This is a genomic window from Anaerovorax odorimutans (genome assembly GCF_024459955.1).
GTDB classification, from domain to species: Bacteria; Bacillota; Clostridia; order Peptostreptococcales; family Anaerovoracaceae; genus Hominibacterium; species Hominibacterium odorimutans_A.
Map to the genome: position 1 here is coordinate 26,832 of NZ_JANFXK010000022.1, position 25,351 is coordinate 52,182.

The window sequence follows — 25,351 nt, forward strand, 5'->3', positions numbered from 1 at the left end:
AAAGATGGTCTGGCGCTTTTTTCTTTGAAATTGGACCAGAGCGGATAAAATTTGTGGGTTTGCGAGGATTACTGATTTATTTTTTTGAAATTCCCACTTAAAATTGACTGCCAAGGATAAAAAACGTTGAAAAAAGATCCGCTTTTGCCGATTTCTTTGGATAAAAGATCCGGAAATACTTTAGTGCGTTACCATGAAAAATCAGATAGACGTTTCTTCTCCACCGAAAGATGCGGGCCGCATCCCAAAAGACAGTTCCGGTAACTTACCCTAGTTTTTGCGAAAAGTTACGCACTTTTCAACGATCCTGCGGCCTTCAGAACGGCTGCCAGCACAAATTTTCATTTTCAACGGTTTTGAACCCCCGCAGACCCACAACTTTGCGTAACTTTGCATTAATTTTTCCCAAAGTTACCGCACCTCGCACAGCTCGCCGGCCAGAATAGTATACCATCTTTTTGCCATTTTGTGAAAGCAAGATGCGCAGGCAAAACTTTACAAAATCTCAGCCAAAGTTGACAGCGGCGCAGGTAGCCGCGTGCCCGTGCGATGCTTTACAATAAAGCTATCACAAGAAATCAGGAGGAATGACGATGTTAAAGGTAGAGCATTTGTATAAGAACTACAAATCGGGAGACATGACCTACAAGGTATTGAAGGACGTGTCCTTTCAGATAGAAAAAGGGGAATTTGTGGCGGTAATGGGGCCATCGGGGAGCGGTAAGACGACGCTGCTCAATTGCATTTCCTGCTTTATTCCCTATGAAAAGGGAAAGGTTATGCTCAGCGGCATGGACCTGGCTTCCCTGGACGAGGAGAAGATCGCCAGGGTGCGAAACGAACAGCTGGGATTTGTTTTTCAGGATTTTATGCTGCTGGACGGACTGACGGTCTTTGAAAACGTATGCGTGCCCAAGGTTATAAAAGGAGAGGGCTATAAAGCCATGGAGAAAAAGGCCAAGAATCTGCTGGCCCTCTTTGAGATTCAGGACATTGCCAATAAATTTCCGGCGGAGATCTCCGGAGGGCAAAAACAGCGAACGGCCGTAGCCAGAGCGCTGATGAACAATCCGCTATTAATTTTGGCCGACGAACCCACAGGAAATCTGGACAGCCGGGCAAGCGAAGCTGTGATCGGCGCCTTTCTTGCGGCGCAGCAGCATCTCAACGCGACCACCTTCATGGTAACTCACGACAGCTTTTCCGCCAGCTACTGCAACCGGGTGATCGTTATGAAAGACGGAACTGTTTACAAAGAGCTGGTTCGCAGAGGCGATAGAAGGGAATTTCTGGAGGAGCTTTTGGGCGTATTAAAAATTCTGAATGGCGGTGAAGGCAATGACATTAAATAATCTGTTTTCCAAGCTGCGCAAAAGAAACAAGGGAAACTACAGACAGTTTATCTTCTGTATCACCTTTGCCGTAATTCTAATCGCTTCCTTTTCGGAAGTCATATTCAGCCCGCTGATCCAAAGCGTACTGCCGGTGGGCGGCGACTCTAAAAAGCAGGTCTATATGATCTTTGCCATGGCGGTAGTGGGATGCCTGCTGTTTTCCATCTATGCGGCGGGATTGTTTCTCCGCTACAAGAGCAGGGAAACCGGCGTGTTTCTAGCCTTGGGCGCAAAAAAAGGCAAACTGTCCCGGGCGCTTCTGACAGAAATAACCTTGCTCACAGGTATCTGCACCCTTGCGGGACTGGCTGCGGGAACGGTTCTTGCATTGCTGATCGGGCAAGGATTTAAGGCGCTGGCAGTATCTCCTGTGGAAAACGACAGCATGATGTCGCTGGCGGGCATAGGCACAGGTCTGCTCTTTGGCTGCATTGTCCTGATCTGCCTGATGGTTATGAGCGTTCGTTTTATGAAACGCAGCAACCTGATGGATATTATCAATGAACAGCGGCGAAGCGAACCGATCAAAAAAATGGTTACTGCCCGTTATGCGGTCATAGGAAGTATTCTTGTGGTTCTGGGAATCCTGGGAGGATTGCTGATCCCATCCATATTAGCCCGAGTATTTGAAAAGAATCTGGGAGCTATGCCCAATCTCTTTTACGTGCTGGCGCTGATCGGTCTTTACATGCTGCTGGTTTATTCCATAGCTGTGCATAAAAAGGGCAGGAATCCCCAGAAATATTACAAAAACATGATTTCCTATGGCATGATGAAGTTTCAGGGAGCATCTGTGGTTCGAAATATGCTGGTAATCACACTGCTGATTATCGCCAGTCTCTTTGCTTGTTTTTACGGACCCACCAACTACATCAACGGGAAGGTTGACAATGAAAGCAATCCGGTGGATTTTGCTCTGACCTACCCGGAAAATGCCGATGAGGTCAAACGGGCGGACATTGAAGAGCTGGCAGAGCAGCATAACGTGGATATCCGCGATTACCGGGAAGGCCAGTTCATCCGGCTGCTGGCCAGCGGCGTTGAGCGGGAAAACTATGACAGCAAAGGAAATCTGATTGAAATTTACAAAAAACAGTTGTGTTATCAGGAGTTCATCAGCCAGAAAGAGTACAACCGCATAACAGGTCAAAAGGAAAGGGTAGAGCGAGGTTCCTACAAGCTGATCAAAAAGCCTGAAACCGAGGAAAACCTGTGGTACCGTTTTGACGATCTGGATCATGTAAAAAATACGGCTACCGGCCAAAGTCTGGATCTGAAATACGGCGGCACGGTCAGCTATCAGGCGCTGGTTCAAAATGACGGATTCGTAGTCAACGGCAGATGTGTTCTCAACGACGCGGATTTTTCCACAATGAAAAAGGGACTTTCCAGGGACCAGAAAATAAAGCAAATCCTCTTCAATGCAGGAAATGCGGAAAAGTCCTATGATTTTGCCAAAGGGCTGTACCGGGAATACTGTCTGCGGGCTTCGGAGGAAATGAAAGTCGTGAGCGCTTACGATGATTTTCAGAAAAAAGAAGCGCTGGCCCAGGGAAAAGAATACGGTTATGATATCCAGGTAGAGCTTCTGCCGGATCATTCGGAAGTCGATCTGGGCTGGAAATACACGCCCAACTTCAAAATCCTCAACCAAAAGAACGCCTTTTTCAGTTTCATCCTCTACTATATGTTGTTTATCTATGTGGCTGTTATCTGCCTGGCGGCGGTGGGCATCATCAGTTATACCAGAAGCATCAATACCGGCCTTTCCGGCAAGCAGGTTTTCGATGATTTGAGAAAGCTGGGGGCAAACAACCGCTACATCCGCAGGCTGATCGTGTCTCAGCTGAAAAAGATCTTTGTTCTACCGACCTCTTTAGGCGCGGCGCTGATGCTTGGCTACTATATTCTGCTGCTGTGGCAGAACGATGGACGGCTGCTGTATAATGAGTACCTGACGCTGGGTGTGGATCTGATTCTCTGCGCGATCATAGCTCTATACCAGTATCTGATGTATCGTTTGTCCCTGAAACGGGTGATGAGCCTTGTAATACCAAAATGATGTGTGTTGAAATAAAAATGGGCCGGTATGGCCGGCCCGCTTCTGTAAAGGAGGAGTTATGAAACGGATTATTGTAATTTTTATGCTGCTGGCAGTGCTGACCGGTTGTTCTGCTGAGAAGGACAGCCCGGATGCCGCAGACTATAGCGAGAAGTACGCGGTTTCCCCATATGGAAACGAGGAAAAGCTGGATACACTGCCAGGCCTTACCCTTCATGCGGATAAAGAGCGTTACGATTCCGCCAGTTTGGAACAAATTGAGCTGACTGTGGAAAACAATTCGCAGAAAGAATACCGATATTCCGATTATTATGAACTGGAAGCGGAAAAAGACGGAGTCTGGTATCAGTTGACTCAGACCGGGGATGGGAAGGAGGATTCGCCGGAGATTCGCATTCCGCCGGGCCAGAAGAAGCGGATCATCCAGGATATTGGCGCCTGTTACGGAGAAGGCCTTGAGCCAGGACATTATCGTATCATTAAGAGCATTGCTTATTTTGCCGACGAAAAAGACTGGGATTACAAGCAGTACAACGTGTCCTCTGAGTTTGACATTGAATAAGGGCGCGCATTTGACCCATGAAAAAAAGCAGGATACCGTCAGGGTACTTGCTTTTTTTATTGGAAAGGATAAAATAACCGAGGAAAGCGGATGGGAGGTGTTTTCTTGAAGATAAAAGTAGAGCGGGTCGATGACCCCTGTGAGACGGAGATTACCGTTCGCTGCAGTAAGTCGTCCGATCAGGAGACCCGGGCGCTGCTACGGCAGCTCAGCCTGTATGCAGGCACCGTAATGGGATATCGGGACGGAGCATCCCATAAGCTGGCCCGGCAGGACATCTTTTATATCGAAACTGTGGATGAAAAAACGTTTTTCTACCTTAATTCAGAGGTTTACGAAACGCCGCTGCGACTGTACGAATGGGAAGAGAAGCTGCGGGATACGCCCTTTGTCCGTATCAGTAAATCCACTATTCTCAATACGGATAAGGTCAGCTCTGTACGACCGCTTCTGAGCGGTAAGCTGGAAGCGCAATTGTCCAATGGCGAGAAACAGGTGGTAAATCGCCACTATGTGCGCGGTTTTCGCGAAAAATTTGGAATATGAAGGGGGATTTCATTATGGATAAATTAAACCTGAAAGAGTGCGTACTCATCGACTGCGTATCCTTTACGGCGGTTTCGGTGATCCTTTCACTGCTGTCCTTTAACGAGGATTTGATGTCTGGTTTTGACCATACTATGGCGTTGGAAGTGTTCGCTTGCACGACTCTGATTAGTATACTGATGTACCCGATTTCCAGGATCAGCTTTCGGTCCGCTGTTATGGCGGAAGCTGCGAAGCTGCTTGATGTCGCTGTCTGCGTTCTTGGCTTCGGCGGTAGTTTCGGATGGTTTCCCTGGGAAGGAAAATATATTTTTGAGGCCTGCCTGATATTCGTGGCAGTTTTCATCATTACCTCTGCCGTGTTATTCTGGCAGGCAAGCTCTATCGCTAATAAAATCAATCGTAAGATCAGGGAGAAAGAACATGAAACACATCATTGAAGTGGAAAATCTGCAAAAGGCTTATGGCGCGGTTCGGGCGGTTCAGGGGATCAGCTTTTACGTGGAAGAAGGCGGGCTGTTTGCTTTTCTGGGGCCCAACGGAGCGGGAAAGAGTACGACGATTGACATGATCTGCACTTTCCTCAGGCCTGACAGCGGGACCGCCATGATAAACGGCTTTACCCTGGGCAGGGAAGATGAGCAAATACGCAGATCCATCGGCGTAGTGTTCCAGGACAGTCTGCTGGACCAGCGGCTGACTGTGGAAGAAAACATGTACTGCCGGGGTGCTTTGTACGGCCTCAGGGGCAGGGCCCTTGCTCAGGCGGTGGATAAGGCCATGGACTCCGTAGGTGTCCAGGAGTATGGAAAGCGTCCTTACGGCAAGCTGTCGGGAGGCCAGCGCCGCCGCTGTGATATTGCCCGGGCGCTTATCAATACGCCGGAAATTTTGTTCCTGGATGAGCCGACTACCGGCCTGGACCCGCAGACCAGGACGGTGGTCTGGGAAACCATACGCAGGCTGCAAAAGGAGAGGGGCATGACGGTTTTTCTGACTACCCACTATATGGAGGAGGCTGCTGCCGCCGATTATGTGCTGGTGATCGATGATGGCAAAATCGCGGCCAAGGGGATCCCTGTACAGCTGCGGGAAACCTATGCGGCTGATCGGCTCAAGATGGTTTTGAGCGATGAGGCGGCAGCCGCGGAAATGCTTTCCGCCCTAGATGCGGACTACGCAAAGGACTCAGGCAAAATTATCGTAAAGCTGGGGAAAACGACCGACGCGCTGCCGATCCTCGATCAGTGCCGGCCATATATCAAAAGTTTTGAGGTGACGGCCGGTTCCATGGACGATGCCTTTATGGGAATCACCGGAAAGGAGCTGAGGGAATGATCGCTTTTACTAAAAGGAATTTATACGTGTTTTTCCGGGATCGGTCGGCGGTTTTCTTCTCGCTGCTGGCTTCCCTGATTATTGTAGGTTTATATGTCCTGTTTCTGGGCGATACCTGGGCCTCCAACTTTGAAGGCCTGGAAAATGTAAAGCAGCTGATGGACAACTGGGTGATGGCAGGGCTTTTGTCTGTCACTTCTGTGACAACTACCCTGGGCGCTTTCGGCATCATGGTCGGCGACCGGGCGCAGAAAATCAGCAAGGATTTTTACGTTTCCCCCATGAGGCGAAGGGATCTGGCGGGCGGATATGTGCTGAGCGCCGCCATTGTGGGCTTTATACTTTCCATCATTACCCTGATCGCAGCAGAAATCTATATCGCGGCGCGGGGCGGTGAGCTTCTGGGGCTGCCCGCGCTCTTCAAGCTGCTGCTTTTGATTTTGGCAGCTGATCTGGCTAACACGGCAATGATCTTTTTTATCACCTCGTTCTTTGAAAGCAACAATGCCTTTTCCACAGCCAGTACGATTATCGGCACGCTGATCGGTTTCATCACAGGGATTTATCTGCCGATCGGTATCCTTCCCGATGGGGTGCAGTGGCTCGTGCGACTGTTTCCAACCTCCCATGCGGCCGCTCTGATGCGGCAGACGATGATGGCGGCGCCTATGGCCGAAAGCCTTGCGGGAGCTTCGGACGCCCATGCGGCCGACTTTAAGGAGATGCTGGGAATTCACTTCTGGTTTGGAGATTATGAAATATCGGCACTTTTGAGCCTGCTTATTCTGCTCTGCTTTGGCGCTTTATTCTTTGTCCTTGCGGCTGTCAATCTTTCGCGGAGGAAGAGAGTCTGAGGGAGGGAAGACTTCGTAATTACCATTTATATGATTTTCATTAAGACCACCGGCGGCGGTGGTCTTTTCTGTGGTTTGCGCGCCATGGGGTATTGCGGTAACTTTTCAAAAAAATCATACAAAGTTACGCAAAGTTGTGGGTTCGCGGGGGCTCGAAACTGTGGAAAATGAAGATTTGTGCTGCCGGCCGTTCCGAAGGCCGCAGGATCGTTGAAAAGTGCGTAACTTTTTGAAAAAATCGGGATAAGTTACCGGACCTGCATTTTTGGTGAGCGGCGGGCATCTTTCGCTCGATAAGAAACGCCGACCCGCTTTCGCATTATAACGTGCTAAATCGTTTCCGGATCTTTTATCCAAAAAATTAGACCAAAGCGGATCTTTTTTCAACGTTTCTTCCCCTTGCCGGTCAATTCTAAGGGGAAGTTTCAAAAAAATAGATCCGTGAAACCCGCAAACCCACATATTTTGTCCGCTTTGGCCCAATTTCAAAGCAAAAAGCGCCAGGTCATCTTCTTGCCAGACAGCCCGCAAATTATGTTTAAAATACCAATTATAAGTTGGCAACAATATGCAGGTAATTTTATTGCATGCCGGTATAAAGAGTGGTACAATCAAATCAATACCCAACGTGAACAGGGTTTGGGATGGTTTCTGATCGGAGGGCGGGAATGGAAGAAAACAATGGGCTGAATGAACTGATTTACGAATACTATGAATCGCGTATCCTCTTTGGCATTTACCGGTATGGTGAACAATTGAAGTCGGTGCCGCAAATCTGCGCTTCTTTTGGATTAGCGCGCAATACAGTTCAGACCGCCTTAAGAAAATTAGAGAAAAACGGATATATAAAAACAGAAAAACGGAAAGTTGCCAGGGTTGTTTATCAGGGAACGGAGGATCTGTTCAGGGAAAACGCCGCAAAGTATTTTGCGCCGCGTAAAGAGGGATTCCTGGATTTTCGCCATGCCGGCAATCTGATGTTTTTACCGATATGGGAGAAGGGTCTGCGGAATATAAAAATGAACAGGCAAAATGCTGTCTGCGGAAAAGGGGATGCAGTCCCCTCAGAACCATCGAAGTTATATATGGATGTTCTGAACAGCTTTGACAATGATTTAATGCGGGGCCTTTATTGGCAGTGCCTGCGTTACCTCAGCTATTTTTACCCCAAAAGAAATGACAGAAAGGCCAATTATGTGACGGAGGATTTATTGTCGGAGGAGAAAGCCAACAGACTCAAGCAGGAAACGGATGTCTATTATGAGCGGGTTTTGTGGGAAGTGCTGGACTTTGCCGAGTCAATGTATGGGAAACAGGGCCTGGAAAAGGTCGATCAGATTCCCTTTACATGGATAATCTACCGCAGGCGGCCCCAGGTGCGGTATACCCTGGCCTCTGCGATTATCCGTCAGATTCTGTGGGAACGTTATCCGCCAGGCAGTTATCTGCCGTCCCTGCCTAAAATGGCAGAGCAATATCAGGTTTCCCTAAGCACGGTGCGCCGGACATTGGAAGTGCTGCAAGCTCTGGGAGTGACCCAAACCCACATGGGAGTCGGCACTGAGGTCTGCCTAAAGCCCATAGACCCAGATATAATCAACAAGTCTGAAATCCAGGAAAATCTGCGGCTGCACGGAGAAGCGATGCAGCTTCTGGCCCTGACGGTCCGCAATGTAACACTTTACACTTTGGAATCGGCTGCGAAAGATAAGAGGGAAAACCTTTTACAGGAAATCAGTAAACTCCATGGAAAAAACAACAATATCCTTTGCATAGATGTTCTTTTAAAGTTTATTTCCCGCCAATGCCCGTCTGCCTTCATACGGGAATGCTATGGCAAGCTGAGTGAGCTGGCGGCATGGGGCTACATTTTCTTTGCCGTCTTGAGGGGTACAGGAAGACAGCCGGATATGGATCTAACTGATTTTATCAGTCAGTTAGAAAGGGATTTACAGACCGATCATTTGACCGCATTTGCTGAAAAATGGCAGTCATTTATTGAGGACAGAACGAACTTTTTCTATTCGAATTTTTCGCTGTGAAGCGGCCAGTGGAAAAGGTGAAGACACCTTTCCCGGCACAGGACGGTATTAAAGAGAAGGAGGCTGCTGTGCAAAAAAAAGTATTTCCAATTATTTTAGTTATCGCCATGCTGGCATCGAGCCTGATTTCCTTCTTTTTCATTTACAGTCTTCAGGGAAATGCCAAAGTGATCAATTATACAGGCGTTGTAAGAGGAGCGACTCAGAGGCTGATAAAACAGGAGCTGAATCATCAGCCAAATGATGCTCTGATTGCAAAAATCGACGGTATTTTAAAGGAATTGTACACCGGAGAAGGCGATTATGGTCTTACGCGCCTGGATAGCGATGAGTTTCAGGATCTGCTTGTCCAAATGCAGGAGGAATGGAAACAATTGAAAAAAGAGATCTACCGGGTTCGCGGCGGAGAGGATGCCGGGGCTTTGTTTGCCGACAGTGAATCCTTTTTTGACCTGGCGGACAGGACGGTAGCTTCTGCGGAGCAGTTTTCCGAAAAACGAGTGCGCTCCGCAGCACAAAGCCTGCTGATTCTCAACTGTGCGTTTACCTTGCTTGTCATCCTGATCTGCATTTATAACGCGAGGCAGGCACGGCTTCGGAGGGAGATTGAGAAAGCCGGGGAGGAAAATCAAAGGAAGATGCAGCAGCTGTCCCAATTGGAGGAGAGCTTACAGGCGCCCATGAATGAGATCTCTGAAATGATGTATGTGACGGATACGGAAAATTATGATTTGCTGTTTTTAAATCAGGCCGGTATGGAATCCTTTCATGTGGATTCGCTGGAGGGGAAAAAATGTTACCGCGTTATCCAAGGGGAGGATGCACCCTGTGAATTCTGTCCCATTCAGATGCTGCGGGAAGGTGAAAACTATACATGGGAGCATACAAACCCCATAACCGGACGTCATTACATATTGAAGGACCGTTTGCTTGAATGGAACGGCCGGCCGGCAAAAATGGAGATTGCCTTTGATACTACCAAGGCTGAACGGGAAAAAACAATCTTAAAGTTCACTCTGGAAGCCGAAAAAATGGTTACAGAATGTGTAAGTATGCTGTATCGGCAGCATGACATCGTTAAGACAACTTCACAGGTTCTGAAAAAATTCGGATCTTTTCTTTCCGCGGACCGCACCTATATTGTTGATATTGAAGATGGAAAGCTGTACAACCGGCTTGAATGGTGCGCCGACGGTGTGCCTGCCCATAAAGATAAAATGCAGGGCATTAAATTTTCGCTGATTGAACGCTGGCTTCCATATTTTGAACAGCAGGAATGTATTGTAATCCAGGACCTGGAAGAGATTAAAGAGCTGAGTCCGGCTGAATACCAGCTCATGCGCGGACAGTCCATCACGAGCCTTGTGGCAGCGCCGCTGGCAAGCGCCGGAAAATTGCAGGGCTATCTGGCCGTCGACAACCCGCCGGCCGAACAAATCATGAATGTTGCTTCTCTGCTTCAAACCTTGTGCTATTTTCTGCTGCTTGCGCGCAACAATGCAGAGAACCAGCGCGAGCTTTTGCATTTAAGCTACTTTGATACCCTCACTTCCTTTTATAATAGAAACCGCTATATCGAAGACACCAATGCTCCGGCTCACCCAAACAGCCCGGTGGGAGTTGTTTATCTGGATGTCAATGGCTTAAAGGACATCAACGATCAGTACGGCCATGAGTTTGGCGATATGGTTTTGGTTGAGTGTGCGAAGCGAATGAAGCAGGTCTTTGAGGGAGCGGATTTCTATCGCATCGGTGGTGATGAGTTCGTGATTATTTGCCCGGATATCAAAAAGGATGTATTTCACAGCAGGCTGCGCGAACTGAGATCCCAGTTCCACAAGGACCCGCTTTATCGGGCGGCCATCGGTTCCCAGTGGGCCGAATCTGTCAGCAATTTAAAACAGACGATTGCCAACGCAGATGCAAAGATGTACGAGGATAAGAAAGAATTTTACCAGCTGCATCCTGTTTCACAGCGTTACCGCCATCACAGCGATGAAATTCTGCGCCTCGCCGATCCCAGTGTTCTGAAGGAGGAATTGCAAAAGAACCGCTTTGAAGTGTATCTCCAGCCCAAGGTGTCCTCATCCGATCAGGAGGCCGTCGGCGCCGAGGCGCTGATCCGGTACCGCTCGAAATCCGATACTCTGGTGCTCCCAGGCAACTTTCTTCCATTGCTGGAGGAAAACGAGTCGATCAGTCTGGTGGATTTTTATGTATTCCGGTTTGTCTGCGCGAAGCTGAAAGACTGGATGGATCAGGGAAAACAGGCTTACCCGGTATCGGTAAACTTTTCTATGTCCTCATTGATGCAGCCTTCTTTTGTGGAACATCTCACGACTATCTGTGAGACGTATGGCATTTCTCCGCATTATATGGAAATAGAGGTTACGGAGAAAATACATGATATGGAGGGCTTGGATATAAAGGCGTTGATTTCCAGTCTGCATGATGCAGGCTTCGCAGTCGCAATCGATGATTTCGGAACCGAGTATGCCAGCCTGGCGCTTCTCTCGGAGATTGATTTTGACGTACTCAAGCTGGATAAGAGCATGATCGATAATATTGCCTGCAATCCTAAAACCAAAACGATTGTAGAGCTTATCTCCGATGTCTGCCGCAGCCTGGGAGTCAACCTGGTTGCGGAGGGAATTGAAAATGAGGAACAGTTTGCGGCCCTCCGTTCCTGCGGCGTGGATTTGGCCCAGGGATTTCTATTCAGCAAACCTCTGCCCATGGAGGAATACGAAACGAGCTATTTAAAAGCAACGGATGACAAAGAGAAGTAATATACATAAAAGGAAAACTATTTGGCTACAGCTTGGAGGAATTATGTTAGAAAATATACGGAATATGAAATTGAAATCCAGAATGTTATTGTCATATGCAGTGATAGTCGTAATATGTCTGACTGCAAGCATCACTGCATTATTCATGCTTAATAAAATTGGCAATAACATGGCTTCCTTTTATGATAATAATTACACGGTCACGGTTAATGTATGGCTGGCCAGGAAGGAAATGCAGGCCGCACGGGCGGATATCCTGAGTGCCATAATGGCTCCGGATAAGAATGAAGCGGAGAATTCCATTAAAGAAGCGAGCAATAGTCTTGGGAATATGCGGAAAACATTCCCTGTGATTCGTAAATCGTTCAAAGGGGATCTGGCAATGGTGGATCAGGTTGATTCCCTTTTGCAGCAGGCGATCGTACACCGCGACCAAGTGTTTGATCTGATAGAGGCAGGAAAGCGCGAGGAAGCTTATCAAATTCTGGAATCCAGTTATGTTCCAATTTTGGACCAGATGGCAGATACTCTGAAAGCGATAGCAGATGTAGCGGGCGAGAACGCACTGCTTATGGTGAAAGAGGGAGAGCGCGCCCAGACAACGGTAATCATTATCGTTTCTGTGGTCCTGGTTTTGAGTATCATGTTAGCATTATTATTTGGCCTCTATATTATTAAAAGTATCAGAAGGCCTGTAAAGGAGATTGAGGATGCGGCCCAGAAACTGGCAAAGGGAGAATTGGACGGCGCGCTCATTACCTATACATCGAAGGATGAATTAGGCAGACTGTCGAACAGTATACAGGATTTAATCAACTACCAGAAGACGATTATTGAAGATATCGACTATATGCTTGGCTCCATGTCTGAAGGAGATTTTAGGGTTAAATCCAAAGTGAAAGATTATTATAGGGGTCAATACGATCGCATCTTAATATCAATGAGAGGTCTTTGCGGCAGCCTCAGCAGTATCCTGTTGCAGATTAACCAGTCGGCAAAACAGGTTGCTGACGGCAGCGAACAGATATCCTCGGGAGCGCAGGCACTTGCTTTAGGGGCGGCGGAACAGGCCGGTTCGGTCGAAGAACTTGCTGCCGCCGTAAATAATATATCACAGCATGTAAAAGAAACAGAGGAAAATGCAAATGATGCACGCGTGCAGACGGATCAGGCCGGCGCACAGGTTGCTACGAGTAATCAGCAGATGCAGAAGATGATCCTAGCAATGAAAGAAATCAGTGAAAAGTCCAATCAAATTGACAAGATCATAAAAACAATAGAGGACATTGCTTTTCAAACGAATATCCTGGCTTTAAATGCTTCTGTAGAGGCTGCACGAGTAGGTGAAGCCGGAGAGGGCTTTGCTGTAGTGGCAAAGGAGATTCGCAATTTAGCTGACAGAATATCTATTGCGTCTAAAAATACAACAACGTTGATAAAGGAAACAGTGGCAGCGGTTGATAAAGGGAAAACCGTTGCTCACACAACGGCAGAGGCGCTGGCCGATGTCGTGGAAAGCACAAAGCAGGTTGTAAGGACCGTGGATATGATAGCCAGCGCAACCCAATATCAAAGTGAGTCCATTTCACATATTACAGATGAAGTGGAACAGATATCCAATGTCGTGCAGAATAATTCTGCGACATCAGAAGAACTGGCGGCTGCCAGCGAAGATCTTTCCTCTCAGGCGCAGGTATTGGAAAAGCTGGTCAGCCAGTTTAAAATATGAGGGGGAGAATTTTGAAGCTGTGGATGGATGCAATATTTACTCTCTGAGATTATACATGATGAAAGGCTCTTGACTGGGTATGTGCGGCCCCAGTATAATAAACAGATAAAAGGAAAACTTTATGAAACTCACAATAGCAAAGGCTCCGTATAAATGGATAAGATGAGACATTATGCGGGGCAGCGAAGAGCAGAGAACCTGCTCATTTTCTCATCGGCAGACAACAGCGAAAGGGCGTAATAAAACGCCTTATTTGTGTGCCGCTGAGATAAAATAAAGAACTGTGATGAAGAGACCGCAGGTGTTTGCTTTGCGGTCTTTTGCGTTGTGCTAAACTTTTTATATTGGCAGAAGGTCCGCGGATGGCCTGCTGCCTTTTTCTTTTGGAGGAATCCTGCGTTCCGCATGAGCCGATAAATCGCGATTCTGGAACACAAATCGCCAAAATTGTTATGAAATGAAAGGATATATTCATATGAAAGATAAAAAATCGTTTACAGAAGGCAGCGTTGCCGGGCATCTGATCCGATTCAGCCTGCCGGTGTTTTTTGCAAATCTGCTGCAATCTCTCTACGGAATAGCGGACATGCTGGTAGTCGGAAGGATAGTGGGAAAGACAGGGCTTGCGGCCATCAGCAACGGATCGATGATCGGTTTTGTAATCAGTTCCCTGTGCATAGGTCTGACAATGGGAGGTACGGTTATTATTGCCCAATATAAGGGAGCGGCAAATCAGCAGGGACAGCAACAAGCTGCCCGAACTTTGTTCACTCTTTCGGCAATTACAGCTCTGCTGGTTATAGCGGCAGGCCTGTTCAGCTGCCGGTCAGTGCTATCGCTGCTTCGCGTCCCGGAGGCGGCCATGGCGGATGCCTATGACTACATGCGGATCTATTTGCTGGGGACTATCTGTGTCTTTGGCTATAATGCGGTTTGCTCCGTATTGAAAGGCCTCGGTGATTCGAAAAATCCCCTTATCTTCGCAGCGGTTGCCGCAGCGCTCAACGTTGGTTTGGGTGTTCTGCTGGTAGGACCCTTGGGCCTGGGAACAAAAGGCGCGGCCTGGGCTACGATCCTGGCACAGGGCGGCTCCTTTCTGGCAGCAGCCATGCTGTTGAAAAAACAAAGCTTCCTCTTTGACTTTCGACTCAGGAGTTTTCGCATCGACCGTCTTTCCCTAAAACAGATTCTGAGGACAGGCCTGCCCTCAGCTGCGCAAATGGTAATCGTAAATTTTTCCTATCTGATCATAACAGGGATGATAAATGTATATGGCGTAGATGCGGCGGCAGCCGCCGGAATCGGTCTGAAGGTGAATACCTTTGCTGCTATGCCCTGTTGGGCCATCGGTCAGGCTGTGACAGCTATTGTCGGTCAGAATATGGGAGCGGAAAATTTCTGGCGGGCGAAGAAAGCCGGAACTGCCGGGCTGTGGCTGAATCTGGCGGTCACGGCAGTAGTTGTGATACTGGTGCAGTTTTTTGCGGCCCCGATTATTTCTCTGTTTGATCCGTCCAGCCGGCTGGTCTTGGAAAACGGAGTGCTGTATCTGCGGGTGTGCTGTTCGCTCAATTCGCTGGTTTATTGTGTTATGTATACCTGCGACTCCTTTGCCATCGGAGCAGGAAACGCTATGCTGGCGATGACCAACTCGCTGCTTGATTCGGTAATTGTACGTCTGCTTTTCGGCTGGATACTCAGCAGTATTCTTGGCTATGGCTTTGTTGGAATTTGTGTCGGCCAGGCTCTTTCCCCGCTACTTCCCGCCTTGATCGGCCTAATCTATTTTGCCAAAGGAAAATGGAAAAACCGCCGTCTGATTTGAAAGAGGGTGGAAGATGTGGCCCTGGATTTTGCGGCAATAACCAGGTGCGGGGCCGGCTGATAGATGGTATAATGGTAAAATGAATGTAAACTGGAAAAAGGGGGAAATCGTGGAAAAGGAATTATCTGAACTGACTTTGGAAGAGTTGTGGCAGATGTTTCCCATCGCCCTGACGGAGCACAGGCCATGCTGGAAAAGTTGGTATGAGGAGGAAAAGGCCTGCCTTGAGGCTGCGTTGCCGGAAGAAAAAATCGTCAGGATCGAACACATCGGGAGCACGGCCATTGAAACGATATGGGCGAAACCGACTATCGACGTTCTGGTGGAAACAGATCCCTCCTGCGATTGGGAAGCCATGGAAAGGCGTCTGACAGCCAACGGCTACATCTGTATGGCAAAGGACAGGCGGCGGATTTCGTTCAATAAAGGCTATACGAAAGCCGGATTTGCGGAGAAGGTGTTCCACCTGCATTTGCGGCGGGCCGGAGATCATGATGAGCTGTATTTTCGCGATTATTTGAAAGAGCATACCGATATCGCCAAGATGTATGAAGCTCGAAAGCTGGAGCTTTGGGAGCAGTTTGAATACGATCGTGACGGATACACGGAGGGCAAGGCGGACCTGGTGGAAACTTACACGAATATGGCCAAGCGGCAGTATAAAAACAGATACGGGTTTGAAATAGAGCCCATCAGAGATTATGCGCAGGCCCTGGAGAAGGCTTCCTGCTGGTTCAGCCGCAAGTGGGACGTTCCGGAAGAAGCGTACCGGGAAAGTATGGAAGCCTGCATCAGCCAGCAGACAGGAATCCCTCAGTGGTATATCGTAGAAAATGAAGAGCAGGAAATCATCGCCGGTGCAGGTGTGATTGACAATGATTTTCACCAGCGAAAAGATCTGGCTCCCAATCTCTGTGCGCTCTATGTGGAAGAAGATTATCGAAACCAGGGGATTGCCAGCCGCATTTTGGATTTTGCCCGCAGGGATTTGAGCCGATTGGGATTCTCAAAGCTGTATTTGATAACCGATCACACAGAATTCTACGAAAAATGCGGCTGGGATTTTTTTACCATGGTTTGCTGTGACGGAGGCGAAGAAAGCAGAATGTATATGGCGGAAACGAGGTGACGGCCGCAGGGGGGCCGGGGGGAGAAGCTTTCACTATTTTCTACTTTGCGGCAAGAAAATGGCCTGGCGCTTTTTGCTTTGAAACTGAACTGAAGCGGACAAAATATGTGGATTTGCGGGGATTATGGATTTATTTTTTTGAAATTTCCACCTGAAATTGACCGATAGGAGCAAGAAACGTTGAAAAAAGATCCGCTCTGCCCTGTTTTTTCATATAAAAGATCCGGAAATGGTTTAGCGCATTACAATGTGAAAGCGGATAGACGTTTCCCCTTGGCCCAACTGGCGGGATTGACCGGATTGGCAGAGCCGGTCGGATTGGCGAAACTGGAAGAAGGCGGTTTCGGTAACTTATCCCGGGTTTTGCGAAAAGTTACGCATTTTTCAACGATCCCGCAGCCCCTAGAACGACCGATAGCACAAATTTTCACTTCTGTACGGCTCCGGGCGTCCGTAAACCCACAACTTTGCGTAACTTTACATCAATTTTATGAAAAGTTACCGCACACTTGTAGGAATACCCGGGCCCATCGAGGCTAGTAACCTACGAATACGGAGAATATCATATGAAATTAAGAAGATTCAGAGCAGATGATTTGCAGGAAATTGCCAGGCTTTTCTCAGGGACGATCAGCAGTGTCAATAAAAAAGATTATTCCCAGGAACAAATCAAGGCATGGTCGGGACGGTGTGACAGGCTGCTGCAAAACAGACAGCAATTTATGGACACATATACGATTGTGGCCGCAGAAGAAAATCGGATTGTCGGATACGGCAACATTGATGACACTGGATACCTGGATCAGTTGTTTGTTCATAAAGATTACCAGAGGAAAAAGATTGCTACGGCGATCTGTGATGAACTGGAACGCCATGTGTACACAAAAGGCATCGAAGCCATTACTGTCCACGCATCCATAACAGCCAGGACCTTTTTTGAGAAGCGGGGCTATGAAACGATAAGCAAACAGGAAGCAGAGCTGGACGAAATCAAGCTGACCAACTATTTGATGAAAAAGGACGAGAAAAAATATGAATGATTGGTTTACAATAGAACAAATTGATGGGGACACCCATATCATTCAAGTACGGCGATTTTGCCATATGGCTGTAGCGCAAGAAAGGCGGTGATACATCATGAATCGAAATGAAATTTTTCAATATGTAAAAGAAACCTACGCGGTCGAGCCGGACTATCCGTGGGGCAAGTGGCCTGAACATGCGGTGTTGCGGCATAAGGCAGCAGGCAAATGGTTCGGCCTGATTATGAACGTGCCTCAGGACAAGCTGGGTCTTGCCGGGAGCCGGATGGTCGATGTTTTGAATGTAAAATGCGATCCGTTCCTGATCGGCACCCTGAGAAATCAGGAGGGCTACCTGCCCGCCTATCACATGAACAAAGAGCATTGGATCACGATCCTTCTCAACGGCCCGGTTCCTGAGGGAGAAATCTGCGATTTGATCGATCTGAGCTATGATTTGACGAAATGAAAAGGAAGCTGTTTTTGCGACCAAGAGCCTTTTTTTCGGAAAATGGTTGCGGGATTTTAGGGAGAAAAGCGGGTTGGGTCGCAAAAGGCGCAGGAGAAATCGCCACATGAATAAAGGAAATAATGCGATGACAGCAAAGAAAAAAATAAATTACAAAATACGAAATATGAAACCCTGCGAATATCCCAGGCTTGCCGATTTTTTGTACGAAGCCATCTTCCAGCGGGATGGGGAAAATCCGGCGCCGAAGGATATTATCCAAAAACCCGAGCTTCAAATATATATTGAAAATTTCGGAAAAGGGCCGGATGACTACTGTCTGTGCGCCGAGGCCGAAGGCCGTCTAGTGGGCGCTGTGTGGGCGAGAACGATCAAGGGATATGGGAGCATCGACGATGCTGTCCCGGAACTGGCGATTTCCCTCTACAAGCCTTACCGCGGGCAGGGGATCGGCACCGCCATGATGAGGCGGATGCTCGCTGTTCTGCAAAACGCCGGCTATACGAAAGTTTCGCTGGCCGTGCAAAAGGATAATTACGCTTTCAATATGTACCGACTTCTGGGCTTTCAGATTGTCGGTGAAAATACAGAAGAATATATCATGAAATATGATTTAACAGCAGGAGGTAAAACAGATGCAAACACAGGAAATAATAGAGAAGCTGCAAGGAATGGCGTCGGAGAAGTATAAGGCCAATGTTGTGAAAATGGGAATTCCCGAAGAATGCAGCATCGGCGTTTCTACGGGCGATGTGCGCAAGCTGGCTAAAGACGTGCCAAAATCCAATGAGCTGGCCCATGAGCTATGGGAAACAGGATACCACGAAGCAAAACTTTTAGCCGTGCTCCTCTTTGATAAGAAGCAGACTTCTTTGGAGGAAGCTGCGGCGCTGATGGAGGATGTGATTTCCTGGGATCTCTGCGACCACCTCTGCAAGAATTTAATTATCAAGCTTAAGGGCTATGAATGCCTGATCCCTCAATGGGGTGAATCGGAAAAGACCTATGAAAAACGGGCTGCCTTTACGCTGATCGCTTCGGCAGCTATCCACGAAAAAAAGCTTGCAGGCGAGACGCTGGACCACTATTTGGAATTAATCTCGGAGCATTCGGCTGACGAGCGGGAGCACGTGAAGAAAGCTGTTTCCTGGGCCCTGCGGGAGATCGGAAAACGGGATTTTGATTACAACGAAAAGGCTATTCTACTGGCCCACGAATTAAAGGCCAGTGGCGATAAAACCCAGGTCTGGATCGCCAAAGACGCGCTGAAAGAACTGGAAAACCTGGTGAAGGTGGAAGGCCGCAGTCGTCTGATTTCAGCTAAATCCAAAATGGGTGCGGAAAAGTAGCGGAATAATGATATCCCTGGACGCAGATGAGAGGTAATGCCATGAGAGATAAATCTGTAAATCCCGCGGAGCAAAAAGGGACAGTAAAAACGCGCCTCAGAACCGGGCTGCTGATTTTCCTGTGTCTGCTGATGCTTTTAACCGCAGGAGCCATTTTTTACAGCTATAAGGCCAGTGTGACGGAGGCCGGAATTGAGAAGATCATTGAAGAAGGCGGCGGAGTTGTGGGCCGGAGCACTGTAAAACAAATAGGCGATTCCATTGTGGCGGTGTACCCGGCGGAAGACGGTGCGGTGCATTATGCTGCCTTTGAAAAGCTGCCCCTCATAAAACGATATGGAATTGAAATGCAAGAGCCCTTGGATCAAGAAGATCACATCGTACTGGCAGGCGGCTGGCATGCTTATATAGTGAAAATCACAGAAGAAAGCATTTCACAAGAGGGGTTTGAAAAATGGCAGGGCCGCAGGACAGAACAGCTGATGGGATTTCTCATCAGTGTGGGCTGTACGGTTTTGCTGATACTGGTTCTTTGGGCTGTAAGGAAAAGGAGTTGAGCGATATGAAGGAAGAAGAAAAAATCTTCGCAGGCTATATGTTTGATCCCCGAAAAAAAGAGCTGAAGGATATCAAGCATAAGGCGCACCAGGCCTGCCAGAGATATAATGCCATGGACGAATACGACCCGGACAGGCTGCCCATCATCCGGGAGTTTATCGGCAGCATCGGGAGCACCTACTATTTTCAGGGCCCCATCCAATTCAATTACGGCAGCCACACCTTTATCGGTGAAAATTTCTTCGCCAATTTCAATCTCACCGTTATGGACGACGCCCGCATTTATATCGGCGATAACGTCTGTTTTGGCCCCAACGTTTCCCTGATGGCGACAAATCATCCCCTCATAGCCGGTGAGCGCATGGGTATCGATGAGCAGGGAAACACGACAATGGCCGAATACGCAGAGGAAATCCACATCGGCGACAATGTCTGGATCGCCTGCAACACGGTGGTTATTGGCGGCGTTCATATTGGAAAGGACGCAGTGATCGGCGCCGGAAGCGTGGTGACAAAGGATATCCCGGACGGCTATCTGGCCTACGGAAATCCCTGTCGTCCCATCCGCCCCATCACAGAAAAAGACAGCAAAGCCCATCTGATTCTGCCGGAAGATCAAAAAAGCAGATAAAAAGTTGAACTTTGTGCGCTAAACTAAGTGAAGCCAAGAAAACGAGCGGCTGACAAAGGGGGCATAGCTGTCATGCAAAAGAAAATTCTCATTGCAGATGATGAATACGATCTTGTGGAAATGCTGAAAGACTTTTTCCTGGAAAGGGGCTACCGGGTTCTGACCGCCTACGACGGGGAGCAGGCAGTCAGGGAAACCGAAAAGAAGCCGGATCTGATCCTTCTGGATATGAACATGCCGGAGGCGGACGGATTTTCAGTCTGCGAAAAAATCAGACCTTTCCTTTCCTGCCCGATCCTTTTTCTTACGGCCAAGGACGATGATATGGATAAAGTGAGAGGCTTTGCCGCAGGCGGGGACGACTATATTTTAAAGCCTTTTTCCCTGGCGGAGCTGGAAGCCCGGGTGGCGGCCCATCTGCGCAGAGAAGAACGGGCAGGCGGCAGAACAGAGGTCAGCTTTGCCGGAGACCTGTCCATTGATTACGGAAAGCATAAAATTTTTTACAAGGGAAACTCCCTGCCCTTTGCCAAGAAGGATTTTGCCATCATTGAACTGCTTTCCCAAAACCCGCGGCTGGTTTTTGATAAGGAAACGATCTATGAGAGGATCTGGGGATATGACAGCGAAGGCAGCAGCTCCGTGGTGGCCGAGCATGTGCGCAAGATACGCAGGATTTGTGCGGACTATGGCTGCGGGCAGATGATCGAAACGGTGTGGGGAGTAGGATATAAATGGATGGAATAAAAGGGAAACTGCGTGATCTGCCGATCCGCAGGAGTTTTGTTTTTTATGTAGTGTTTTTTCTGGCAGCGGATATATTGCTCTGCCTGTTGACCTCGCGTTTTTTGGACTTGTGGACGATACCGGCCCGCAATACGGTGATGCTGGCCATGGTCCTGGTGTATTCGCTGATGTGCCTTGCCGCCGCCGCCGGGATTTTTTATGAAACAAAGATCAAAAAACCGCTGCGTCTGCTGGAACAGGCTTCGGGGCGCATTGGGAAACGCGATCTGGATTTTTCCATAAATTATGATTCCGCGGATGAGATGGGCAGGCTCTGTCATGCGTTTGAGCAGATGCGGCAGGCATTGCTGGACAATCAGCGCCTTGTCTGGCAAACCATGCAGGAACGCAAACGCCTCAATGCTGCTTTTTCCCACGACATGCGTACACCGCTGTCTATTGTGAGCGGCCATCTTGAAATGCTGCAATTGGAGTGCGACACTATAGAGCCGGAAGAAATTCGCGAAAAAGCGGCAGTCATGGAAAAGCATTTGAAACGAATCAGTCAGTATGTAGAAAAAATCAACAATCTGCATAAAATGGAGGAGCTTCCTTTCAAACCCAAAATCGTAGAGCGCCGGCTGCTGGAAGAAGAACTGATGCAGATTGGGGAGCTTCTTTGCGGCAGCAGAGGGCGAACGTTTACCCTTCATTCGCAGCTTACAGAAAAGACCTATGAGCTGGACCTGGAAATTCTCATGCGGGTTTTTGAAAATTTGCTGGACAACGCTGCGGAACACGCAAGATCACAAGTGACCGTTTTGCTGGAAGAGACAGCGGCGTCTCTGCTGATCCGGGTCCTGGATGATGGCAAAGGGTTTTCGCGGACTGCTCTCGAAAATGCCCAAAGACCATTTTATACGGAGCGCAGCCGGGAACAAGGCCGGCATATGGGATTGGGCCTTTATACCAGCCGCGTGCTGTGCGGGATACACAAGGGAACGCTGGAGATTGAAAACCGTCAGGTGGGATGCTGTGTAACCATGCGAATACAAAAATCGCAGAACCAGATAAAAAGTTGAACCTTTGTATGTACACTTTCTTTAAACAGAGAGTGTACATTTGTTTTTTGAAAGGAGTCATACGATGAACTATGCGATTGAAACGGAAAATCTCTCAAAGAAGTACGGCGAAAGTTTTGCCCTGGAAAATGTCAGTCTGCACATACCCTGCGGACGAATTTACGGGCTGCTGGGCAGAAACGGAGCCGGAAAGACTACGGCTATGAGGCTGATTCTGGGGCTGGCAGCCCCTACGTCAGGGCGAATCAAGCTTTTTGGAAGGGAACTGGCAAACAGCGATCAGAGTTCTTATCTGCGTATCGGCAGCAGTATCGAAACACCGGGCTTTTACCCGGAACTGACAGCTGCGGAAAACCTTTCTGTATTTGCCAGACTGCGGGGAAAGGTAAACAAAAAAGCCATATCGCAGGTGCTGGACCTGGTGGGACTGCCCCAAAATAAAAAGAAGTTCGCTGAATATTCTCTGGGAATGAAGCAAAGGCTGGCTCTGGCGCGGTCCATGATGCATGACCCGGAACTGCTGATTCTGGATGAGCCTACCAATGGTCTTGATCCCATTGGAATTGCTGAAATGCGGCAGCTAATCAAAACCTTGAGCTGCGAGTGCAAAAAGACCGTTCTGGTTTCCAGTCATCAGCTGTCTGAGATAGAACAGCTGGCGGACTGGATTGGGATTATCCACAGAGGCAAACTTTTAGAAGAATGCAGCTATGAAGAATTAAAGCAGAAAGAAAGATCGGGCGTCCGTATCTGCACGGCAAATAGGGATCGGGTCATTCGCTTTCTCACGGAAAAAATGGGACTGGAAAAGTGCGTCATCCTAGGAAACAATGAAATTGAAGTCCGGGATCAAACCTGCAGCAGCCTGGAAATTAACAAAAGACTTTTTCAGGCCGGGCTGGAAGTCTCGCAGATCTGGATTTTGCACAGCAGCCTGGAAAGACACTTTCAAGAACTGACAGGAGGTGAGGGCATTGCTTAATGCTGTTTGCTCGGAATTGATGAAGCTGAGGAAAAATAAAATGGTTCTGGTCGGGTCTGCTGTTCTCTGGCTGATTCCGGCGCTGCTCATCGTGAAAGCCTTTACGCTCGATAAAGGAATGACTCCGCCGGCAGAGTGGCTGAATACAGTGGTCATGTTAAACACGCTGATGCTTCCCTGTGTGAGCGGCTTTGTTGTTACCAGCCTGGTGCAGAAGGAATACCAGGACGGCACCCTGCGAAATGTCCTCACTGCGCCGGTTTCCAAAACTGATTTTCCCCTGGCAAAGCTGGCAGTCTGGTTTTTCTGGTATCTGATTACTCTGGTCGTATCGCTGTCCATAAGCCTTTGTGGATATCTGATGCTGCACGGCGGGGAAGTGAGCTATGCGGCCGGGTTGCTGGCCCGCAATGGGATTCTCAGTTTTCTGGCGGGAATTCCTGTTCTGGCCGTCGCCTTCCGGCAGCGAAAAATCTTTTATCCGGCCGTGCTGACAGCGCTTTTTATGGCTATGATCCAGATGGCGGGAAGTCAGGTTTCCGCTGAGTATATTTTACCAGGCAGTATCTGTCCTTGGACAGCCGTAGCGATTTCAGGGATGGTACCTGTTTTCAGCGGTTATTTTGGGATCTGTCTGGCCTCGATTATAGTCTGCGGCATACTGGGCACTTTCCTGGCCGTGCAATGTTTTCGCAGGCAGGAACAGTAGGCTTTTAACTCTGCCCGGAAGTGTGGTACAATAGACAAAAACAACGGAGGGAGTCATGAAATACTGTATTTTGATGGGAAGCCCGAGAAAGAACGGAAATACGGCCGCGCTGCTTAAGCCTTTCACAGAAGAGCTTGCGGCCTGCGGCCATGAATATGATCTGATCCATCTCTATGATAAAGAGATAAAGCCCTGCACAGCCTGCCGGACCTGTCAGGCCGACTGGTCGGCTTTTGCCTGCCGCTTTTCGGATGATGCGGCGGAGCTGGCGGAAAAACTGCTGGCCTGCGATGTGATCGTTTTGGCGACGCCGGTGTATTCCTGGTACTGTACGCCGCCCATGAAGGCTCTGCTGGACCGGATGGTGTACGGACTGAACAAGTATTACGGAGAAAAAAAGGGCCCTTCACTTTGGAAGGGAAAACCGGCGGCGCTTATCACCACCTGCGGCTACCCTCCGGAAAAGGGCGCCGACCTTCTTGAAGAAGGGATCAGGCGCTATTGCAAACATTCGCAGCTCCGATACTTGGGTATGCTGGCGGAACGGCATATGGGCTATCAGACGGTATTCATGGATGAGGAAAAAGAACGGCATGCCCGGGAGTTTGCCAGAAAGCTGTGCGGGAAAGAGGAAAGCAGGGCATGAAGATCAGCATTATCGGCTACAGCGGCAGCGGCAAATCCACACTGGCCGCCCTTATGGGGCAGATGCGTCAACTGCCCGTCCTCTTTCTGGATACGGTTCAGTTTACTTCCCACTGGCAGGAGCGGAACAGAGAAGAAGCTTTGGCAATGGTGAAAACGTTCATGGAGCAGGATGACTGGATCATTGAGGGAAATTACACGTTTTTCCTGCAGGAGGAGCGGCTCTGCCAGTCGGATCTGATCTTTTTCCTGAATTTTTCCAGAGCAGCCTGTTTTGCGCGTGTGTGCAGGCGGTTTTTCAAAAACCGGGGAGCTGTGAGGGAAAGTATGGCGCCGGGCTGCGAAGAAAAGCTGGACTGGGAGTTCGTCAAATGGGTATTGATCGAGCAGAGAAACAAAGACAACAAGGAACATTTCAGCAGAATCGCAGAGCAGTATAAAGAGAAGCTGATTGTCATCAAAAATCAGCGGCAGCTGGACAAGCTTAAGGATAGCCTGAGTACTATCCTGGACAACTGAATCGGCAATCCAGGAGGAACTATCCTTTCGCTTGTTTTACAAGTTATGTGATACTGGCCGTGGTGAGCGGCCCAGACGGGTCTGATGAAACTGTCTGTCAGATCCATAGCTTTTGTTTTTGCATCGTATAGATTAGTCTTTCAGATACCGATTCACAGTTTCCAGCGGCAGCTTGCTGGCCTGCGCGATCTGCTGCGGCGACATACCGCTGGCAGCAAGATTTTGCAGCAGTTCCTGCTTTTCTCGCTTCTCCTGGGCCAGGGCTTTTTCGGTTTTATGCAAATCTTTCTCGGTTTTCTGCAAATCTTTTTCCGTTTTCTGCAGATCTTTTTCCGTTTTCTCCAAATTTTCTTCGGTTTGTGCCAGAGTTTCTTCGGTTTGTGCCAAAG

At 48.6% G+C, this 25,351-nt stretch carries 25 protein-coding genes; 24 read left to right on the top strand and 1 reads right to left on the bottom strand.

What is annotated here, in order from left to right:
- Positions 1-593 precede the first annotated feature (593 nt).
- The 24 genes from NE619_RS15625 (at position 594) to NE619_RS15745 (ending at position 24,962) form a co-directional block, all read left to right on the top strand.
- Positions 594-1,352 (top strand): ABC transporter ATP-binding protein, encoded by a 759-nt coding sequence (locus NE619_RS15625; RefSeq protein ID WP_256133395.1) that lies wholly within the window; start codon positions 594-596, stop codon positions 1,350-1,352.
- Positions 1,339-3,456 carry an FtsX-like permease family protein gene (locus NE619_RS15630; protein ID WP_256133396.1) on the top strand — a complete coding sequence of 706 codons (2,118 nt, stop codon included), beginning with the start codon at positions 1,339-1,341 and terminating at the stop codon, positions 3,454-3,456. The genes NE619_RS15625 and NE619_RS15630 overlap by 14 nt, the downstream gene beginning before the upstream one ends.
- A gap of 58 nt (positions 3,457-3,514) precedes the next feature.
- Entirely contained in the window at positions 3,515-4,018 is a 504-nt protein-coding gene (locus NE619_RS15635; protein WP_256133397.1) for a membrane lipoprotein lipid attachment site-containing protein, read from the top strand.
- Between the two features lie 105 nt (positions 4,019-4,123).
- A complete protein-coding gene (locus tag NE619_RS15640) occupies positions 4,124-4,564 on the top strand; it encodes a LytTR family DNA-binding domain-containing protein (protein WP_256133398.1) in 441 nt (146 codons plus the stop codon).
- A 14-nt stretch (positions 4,565-4,578) separates the two neighbouring features.
- Positions 4,579-5,004 (top strand): DUF3021 family protein, encoded by a 426-nt coding sequence (locus tag NE619_RS15645; RefSeq protein WP_256133399.1) that lies wholly within the window; start codon positions 4,579-4,581, stop codon positions 5,002-5,004.
- Positions 4,988-5,902, top strand: coding sequence for an ABC transporter ATP-binding protein (locus NE619_RS15650; RefSeq protein ID WP_256133400.1), 915 nt, complete (start codon positions 4,988-4,990; stop codon positions 5,900-5,902). Before NE619_RS15645 ends, NE619_RS15650 begins: the two co-directional genes overlap by 17 nt.
- Entirely contained in the window at positions 5,899-6,756 is an 858-nt protein-coding gene (locus NE619_RS15655) for an ABC transporter permease (protein ID WP_256133401.1), read from the top strand. The genes NE619_RS15650 and NE619_RS15655 overlap by 4 nt, the downstream gene beginning before the upstream one ends.
- A 668-nt stretch (positions 6,757-7,424) precedes the next feature.
- On the top strand, positions 7,425-8,798 hold the full coding sequence (locus tag NE619_RS15660; protein ID WP_256133402.1) for a winged helix-turn-helix domain-containing protein: 1,374 nt from the start codon (positions 7,425-7,427) through the stop codon (positions 8,796-8,798).
- 68 nt (positions 8,799-8,866) lie between these two features.
- The gene (locus tag NE619_RS15665) at positions 8,867-11,587 is read left to right on the top strand and encodes an EAL domain-containing protein (RefSeq protein ID WP_256133403.1); all 2,721 of its coding nucleotides are present in this window, start codon (positions 8,867-8,869) and stop codon (positions 11,585-11,587) included.
- A gap of 43 nt (positions 11,588-11,630) precedes the next feature.
- A complete protein-coding gene (locus NE619_RS15670; protein WP_256133404.1) occupies positions 11,631-13,316 on the top strand; it encodes a methyl-accepting chemotaxis protein in 1,686 nt (561 codons plus the stop codon).
- Positions 13,317-13,791: 475 nt separating this feature from the next.
- Positions 13,792-15,141 carry an MATE family efflux transporter gene (locus NE619_RS15675; protein ID WP_256133405.1) on the top strand — a complete coding sequence of 450 codons (1,350 nt, stop codon included), beginning with the start codon at positions 13,792-13,794 and terminating at the stop codon, positions 15,139-15,141.
- A gap of 109 nt (positions 15,142-15,250) precedes the next feature.
- Positions 15,251-16,270, top strand: coding sequence for a bifunctional GrpB family protein/GNAT family N-acetyltransferase (locus NE619_RS19040; protein WP_330640807.1), 1,020 nt, complete (start codon positions 15,251-15,253; stop codon positions 16,268-16,270).
- 566 nt (positions 16,271-16,836) lie between these two features.
- Entirely contained in the window at positions 16,837-17,310 is a 474-nt protein-coding gene (locus NE619_RS15690; RefSeq protein ID WP_256133406.1) for a GNAT family N-acetyltransferase, read from the top strand.
- A gap of 97 nt (positions 17,311-17,407) precedes the next feature.
- Positions 17,408-17,761, top strand: coding sequence for an MmcQ/YjbR family DNA-binding protein (locus NE619_RS15695; protein WP_256133407.1), 354 nt, complete (start codon positions 17,408-17,410; stop codon positions 17,759-17,761).
- A 106-nt stretch (positions 17,762-17,867) separates the two neighbouring features.
- On the top strand, positions 17,868-18,452 hold the full coding sequence (locus NE619_RS15700) for a GNAT family N-acetyltransferase (RefSeq protein ID WP_330640808.1): 585 nt from the start codon (positions 17,868-17,870) through the stop codon (positions 18,450-18,452).
- Positions 18,397-19,110, top strand: coding sequence for a DNA alkylation repair protein (locus NE619_RS15705; protein ID WP_256133408.1), 714 nt, complete (start codon positions 18,397-18,399; stop codon positions 19,108-19,110). Before NE619_RS15700 ends, NE619_RS15705 begins: the two co-directional genes overlap by 56 nt.
- Positions 19,111-19,151: 41 nt before the next feature.
- Positions 19,152-19,667, top strand: a complete 516-nt coding sequence (locus NE619_RS15710; RefSeq protein ID WP_256133409.1) for a hypothetical protein — start codon at positions 19,152-19,154, stop codon at positions 19,665-19,667.
- Positions 19,668-19,672: 5 nt separating this feature from the next.
- The gene (locus NE619_RS15715) at positions 19,673-20,299 is read left to right on the top strand and encodes a sugar O-acetyltransferase (RefSeq protein ID WP_256133410.1); all 627 of its coding nucleotides are present in this window, start codon (positions 19,673-19,675) and stop codon (positions 20,297-20,299) included.
- 72 nt (positions 20,300-20,371) lie between these two features.
- Positions 20,372-21,046: a response regulator transcription factor gene (locus NE619_RS15720; protein ID WP_256133411.1), complete on the top strand. Its 675-nt coding sequence runs from the start codon at positions 20,372-20,374 to the stop codon at positions 21,044-21,046.
- Positions 21,034-22,107, top strand: a complete 1,074-nt coding sequence (locus NE619_RS15725; RefSeq protein WP_256133412.1) for a HAMP domain-containing sensor histidine kinase — start codon at positions 21,034-21,036, stop codon at positions 22,105-22,107. Before NE619_RS15720 ends, NE619_RS15725 begins: the two co-directional genes overlap by 13 nt.
- Before the next feature lie 64 nt (positions 22,108-22,171).
- Entirely contained in the window at positions 22,172-23,089 is a 918-nt protein-coding gene (locus NE619_RS15730; protein ID WP_256133413.1) for an ABC transporter ATP-binding protein, read from the top strand.
- Positions 23,082-23,798: an ABC transporter permease gene (locus NE619_RS15735; protein WP_256133414.1), complete on the top strand. Its 717-nt coding sequence runs from the start codon at positions 23,082-23,084 to the stop codon at positions 23,796-23,798. Before NE619_RS15730 ends, NE619_RS15735 begins: the two co-directional genes overlap by 8 nt.
- A 55-nt stretch (positions 23,799-23,853) precedes the next feature.
- Entirely contained in the window at positions 23,854-24,444 is a 591-nt protein-coding gene (locus NE619_RS15740) for a flavodoxin family protein (protein WP_256133415.1), read from the top strand.
- Positions 24,441-24,962, top strand: coding sequence for a DNA topology modulation protein (locus NE619_RS15745; protein ID WP_256133416.1), 522 nt, complete (start codon positions 24,441-24,443; stop codon positions 24,960-24,962). Before NE619_RS15740 ends, NE619_RS15745 begins: the two co-directional genes overlap by 4 nt.
- A gap of 132 nt (positions 24,963-25,094) precedes the next feature.
- Here NE619_RS15745 and NE619_RS15750 read toward each other — a convergent pair.
- Positions 25,095-25,351: hypothetical protein (locus NE619_RS15750; RefSeq protein ID WP_330640810.1), on the bottom strand; the 257-nt coding region annotated here is incomplete at its 5' end.

What these genes read in the sequence shown, in the direction of transcription:
- NE619_RS15625 (WP_256133395.1), top strand. Translation starts at nt 594, where the DNA reads ATGTTAAAGGTAGAGCATTTGTATAAGAACTACAAATCGGGAGACATG.
- NE619_RS15630 (WP_256133396.1), top strand. Translation starts at nt 1,339, where the DNA reads ATGACATTAAATAATCTGTTTTCCAAGCTGCGCAAAAGAAACAAGGGA.
- NE619_RS15635 (WP_256133397.1), top strand. Translation starts at nt 3,515, where the DNA reads ATGAAACGGATTATTGTAATTTTTATGCTGCTGGCAGTGCTGACCGGT.
- NE619_RS15645 (WP_256133399.1), top strand. Translation starts at nt 4,579, where the DNA reads ATGGATAAATTAAACCTGAAAGAGTGCGTACTCATCGACTGCGTATCC.
- NE619_RS15650 (WP_256133400.1), top strand. Translation starts at nt 4,988, where the DNA reads ATGAAACACATCATTGAAGTGGAAAATCTGCAAAAGGCTTATGGCGCG.
- NE619_RS15655 (WP_256133401.1), top strand. Translation starts at nt 5,899, where the DNA reads ATGATCGCTTTTACTAAAAGGAATTTATACGTGTTTTTCCGGGATCGG.
- NE619_RS15660 (WP_256133402.1), top strand. Translation starts at nt 7,425, where the DNA reads ATGGAAGAAAACAATGGGCTGAATGAACTGATTTACGAATACTATGAA.
- NE619_RS15670 (WP_256133404.1), top strand. Translation starts at nt 11,631, where the DNA reads ATGTTAGAAAATATACGGAATATGAAATTGAAATCCAGAATGTTATTG.
- NE619_RS15675 (WP_256133405.1), top strand. Translation starts at nt 13,792, where the DNA reads ATGAAAGATAAAAAATCGTTTACAGAAGGCAGCGTTGCCGGGCATCTG.
- NE619_RS15690 (WP_256133406.1), top strand. Translation starts at nt 16,837, where the DNA reads ATGAAATTAAGAAGATTCAGAGCAGATGATTTGCAGGAAATTGCCAGG.
- NE619_RS15695 (WP_256133407.1), top strand. Translation starts at nt 17,408, where the DNA reads ATGAATCGAAATGAAATTTTTCAATATGTAAAAGAAACCTACGCGGTC.
- NE619_RS15700 (WP_330640808.1), top strand. Translation starts at nt 17,868, where the DNA reads ATGAATAAAGGAAATAATGCGATGACAGCAAAGAAAAAAATAAATTAC.
- NE619_RS15705 (WP_256133408.1), top strand. Translation starts at nt 18,397, where the DNA reads ATGCAAACACAGGAAATAATAGAGAAGCTGCAAGGAATGGCGTCGGAG.
- NE619_RS15710 (WP_256133409.1), top strand. Translation starts at nt 19,152, where the DNA reads ATGAGAGATAAATCTGTAAATCCCGCGGAGCAAAAAGGGACAGTAAAA.
- NE619_RS15715 (WP_256133410.1), top strand. Translation starts at nt 19,673, where the DNA reads ATGAAGGAAGAAGAAAAAATCTTCGCAGGCTATATGTTTGATCCCCGA.
- NE619_RS15720 (WP_256133411.1), top strand. Translation starts at nt 20,372, where the DNA reads ATGCAAAAGAAAATTCTCATTGCAGATGATGAATACGATCTTGTGGAA.
- NE619_RS15725 (WP_256133412.1), top strand. Translation starts at nt 21,034, where the DNA reads ATGGATGGAATAAAAGGGAAACTGCGTGATCTGCCGATCCGCAGGAGT.
- NE619_RS15730 (WP_256133413.1), top strand. Translation starts at nt 22,172, where the DNA reads ATGAACTATGCGATTGAAACGGAAAATCTCTCAAAGAAGTACGGCGAA.
- NE619_RS15740 (WP_256133415.1), top strand. Translation starts at nt 23,854, where the DNA reads ATGAAATACTGTATTTTGATGGGAAGCCCGAGAAAGAACGGAAATACG.
- NE619_RS15745 (WP_256133416.1), top strand. Translation starts at nt 24,441, where the DNA reads ATGAAGATCAGCATTATCGGCTACAGCGGCAGCGGCAAATCCACACTG.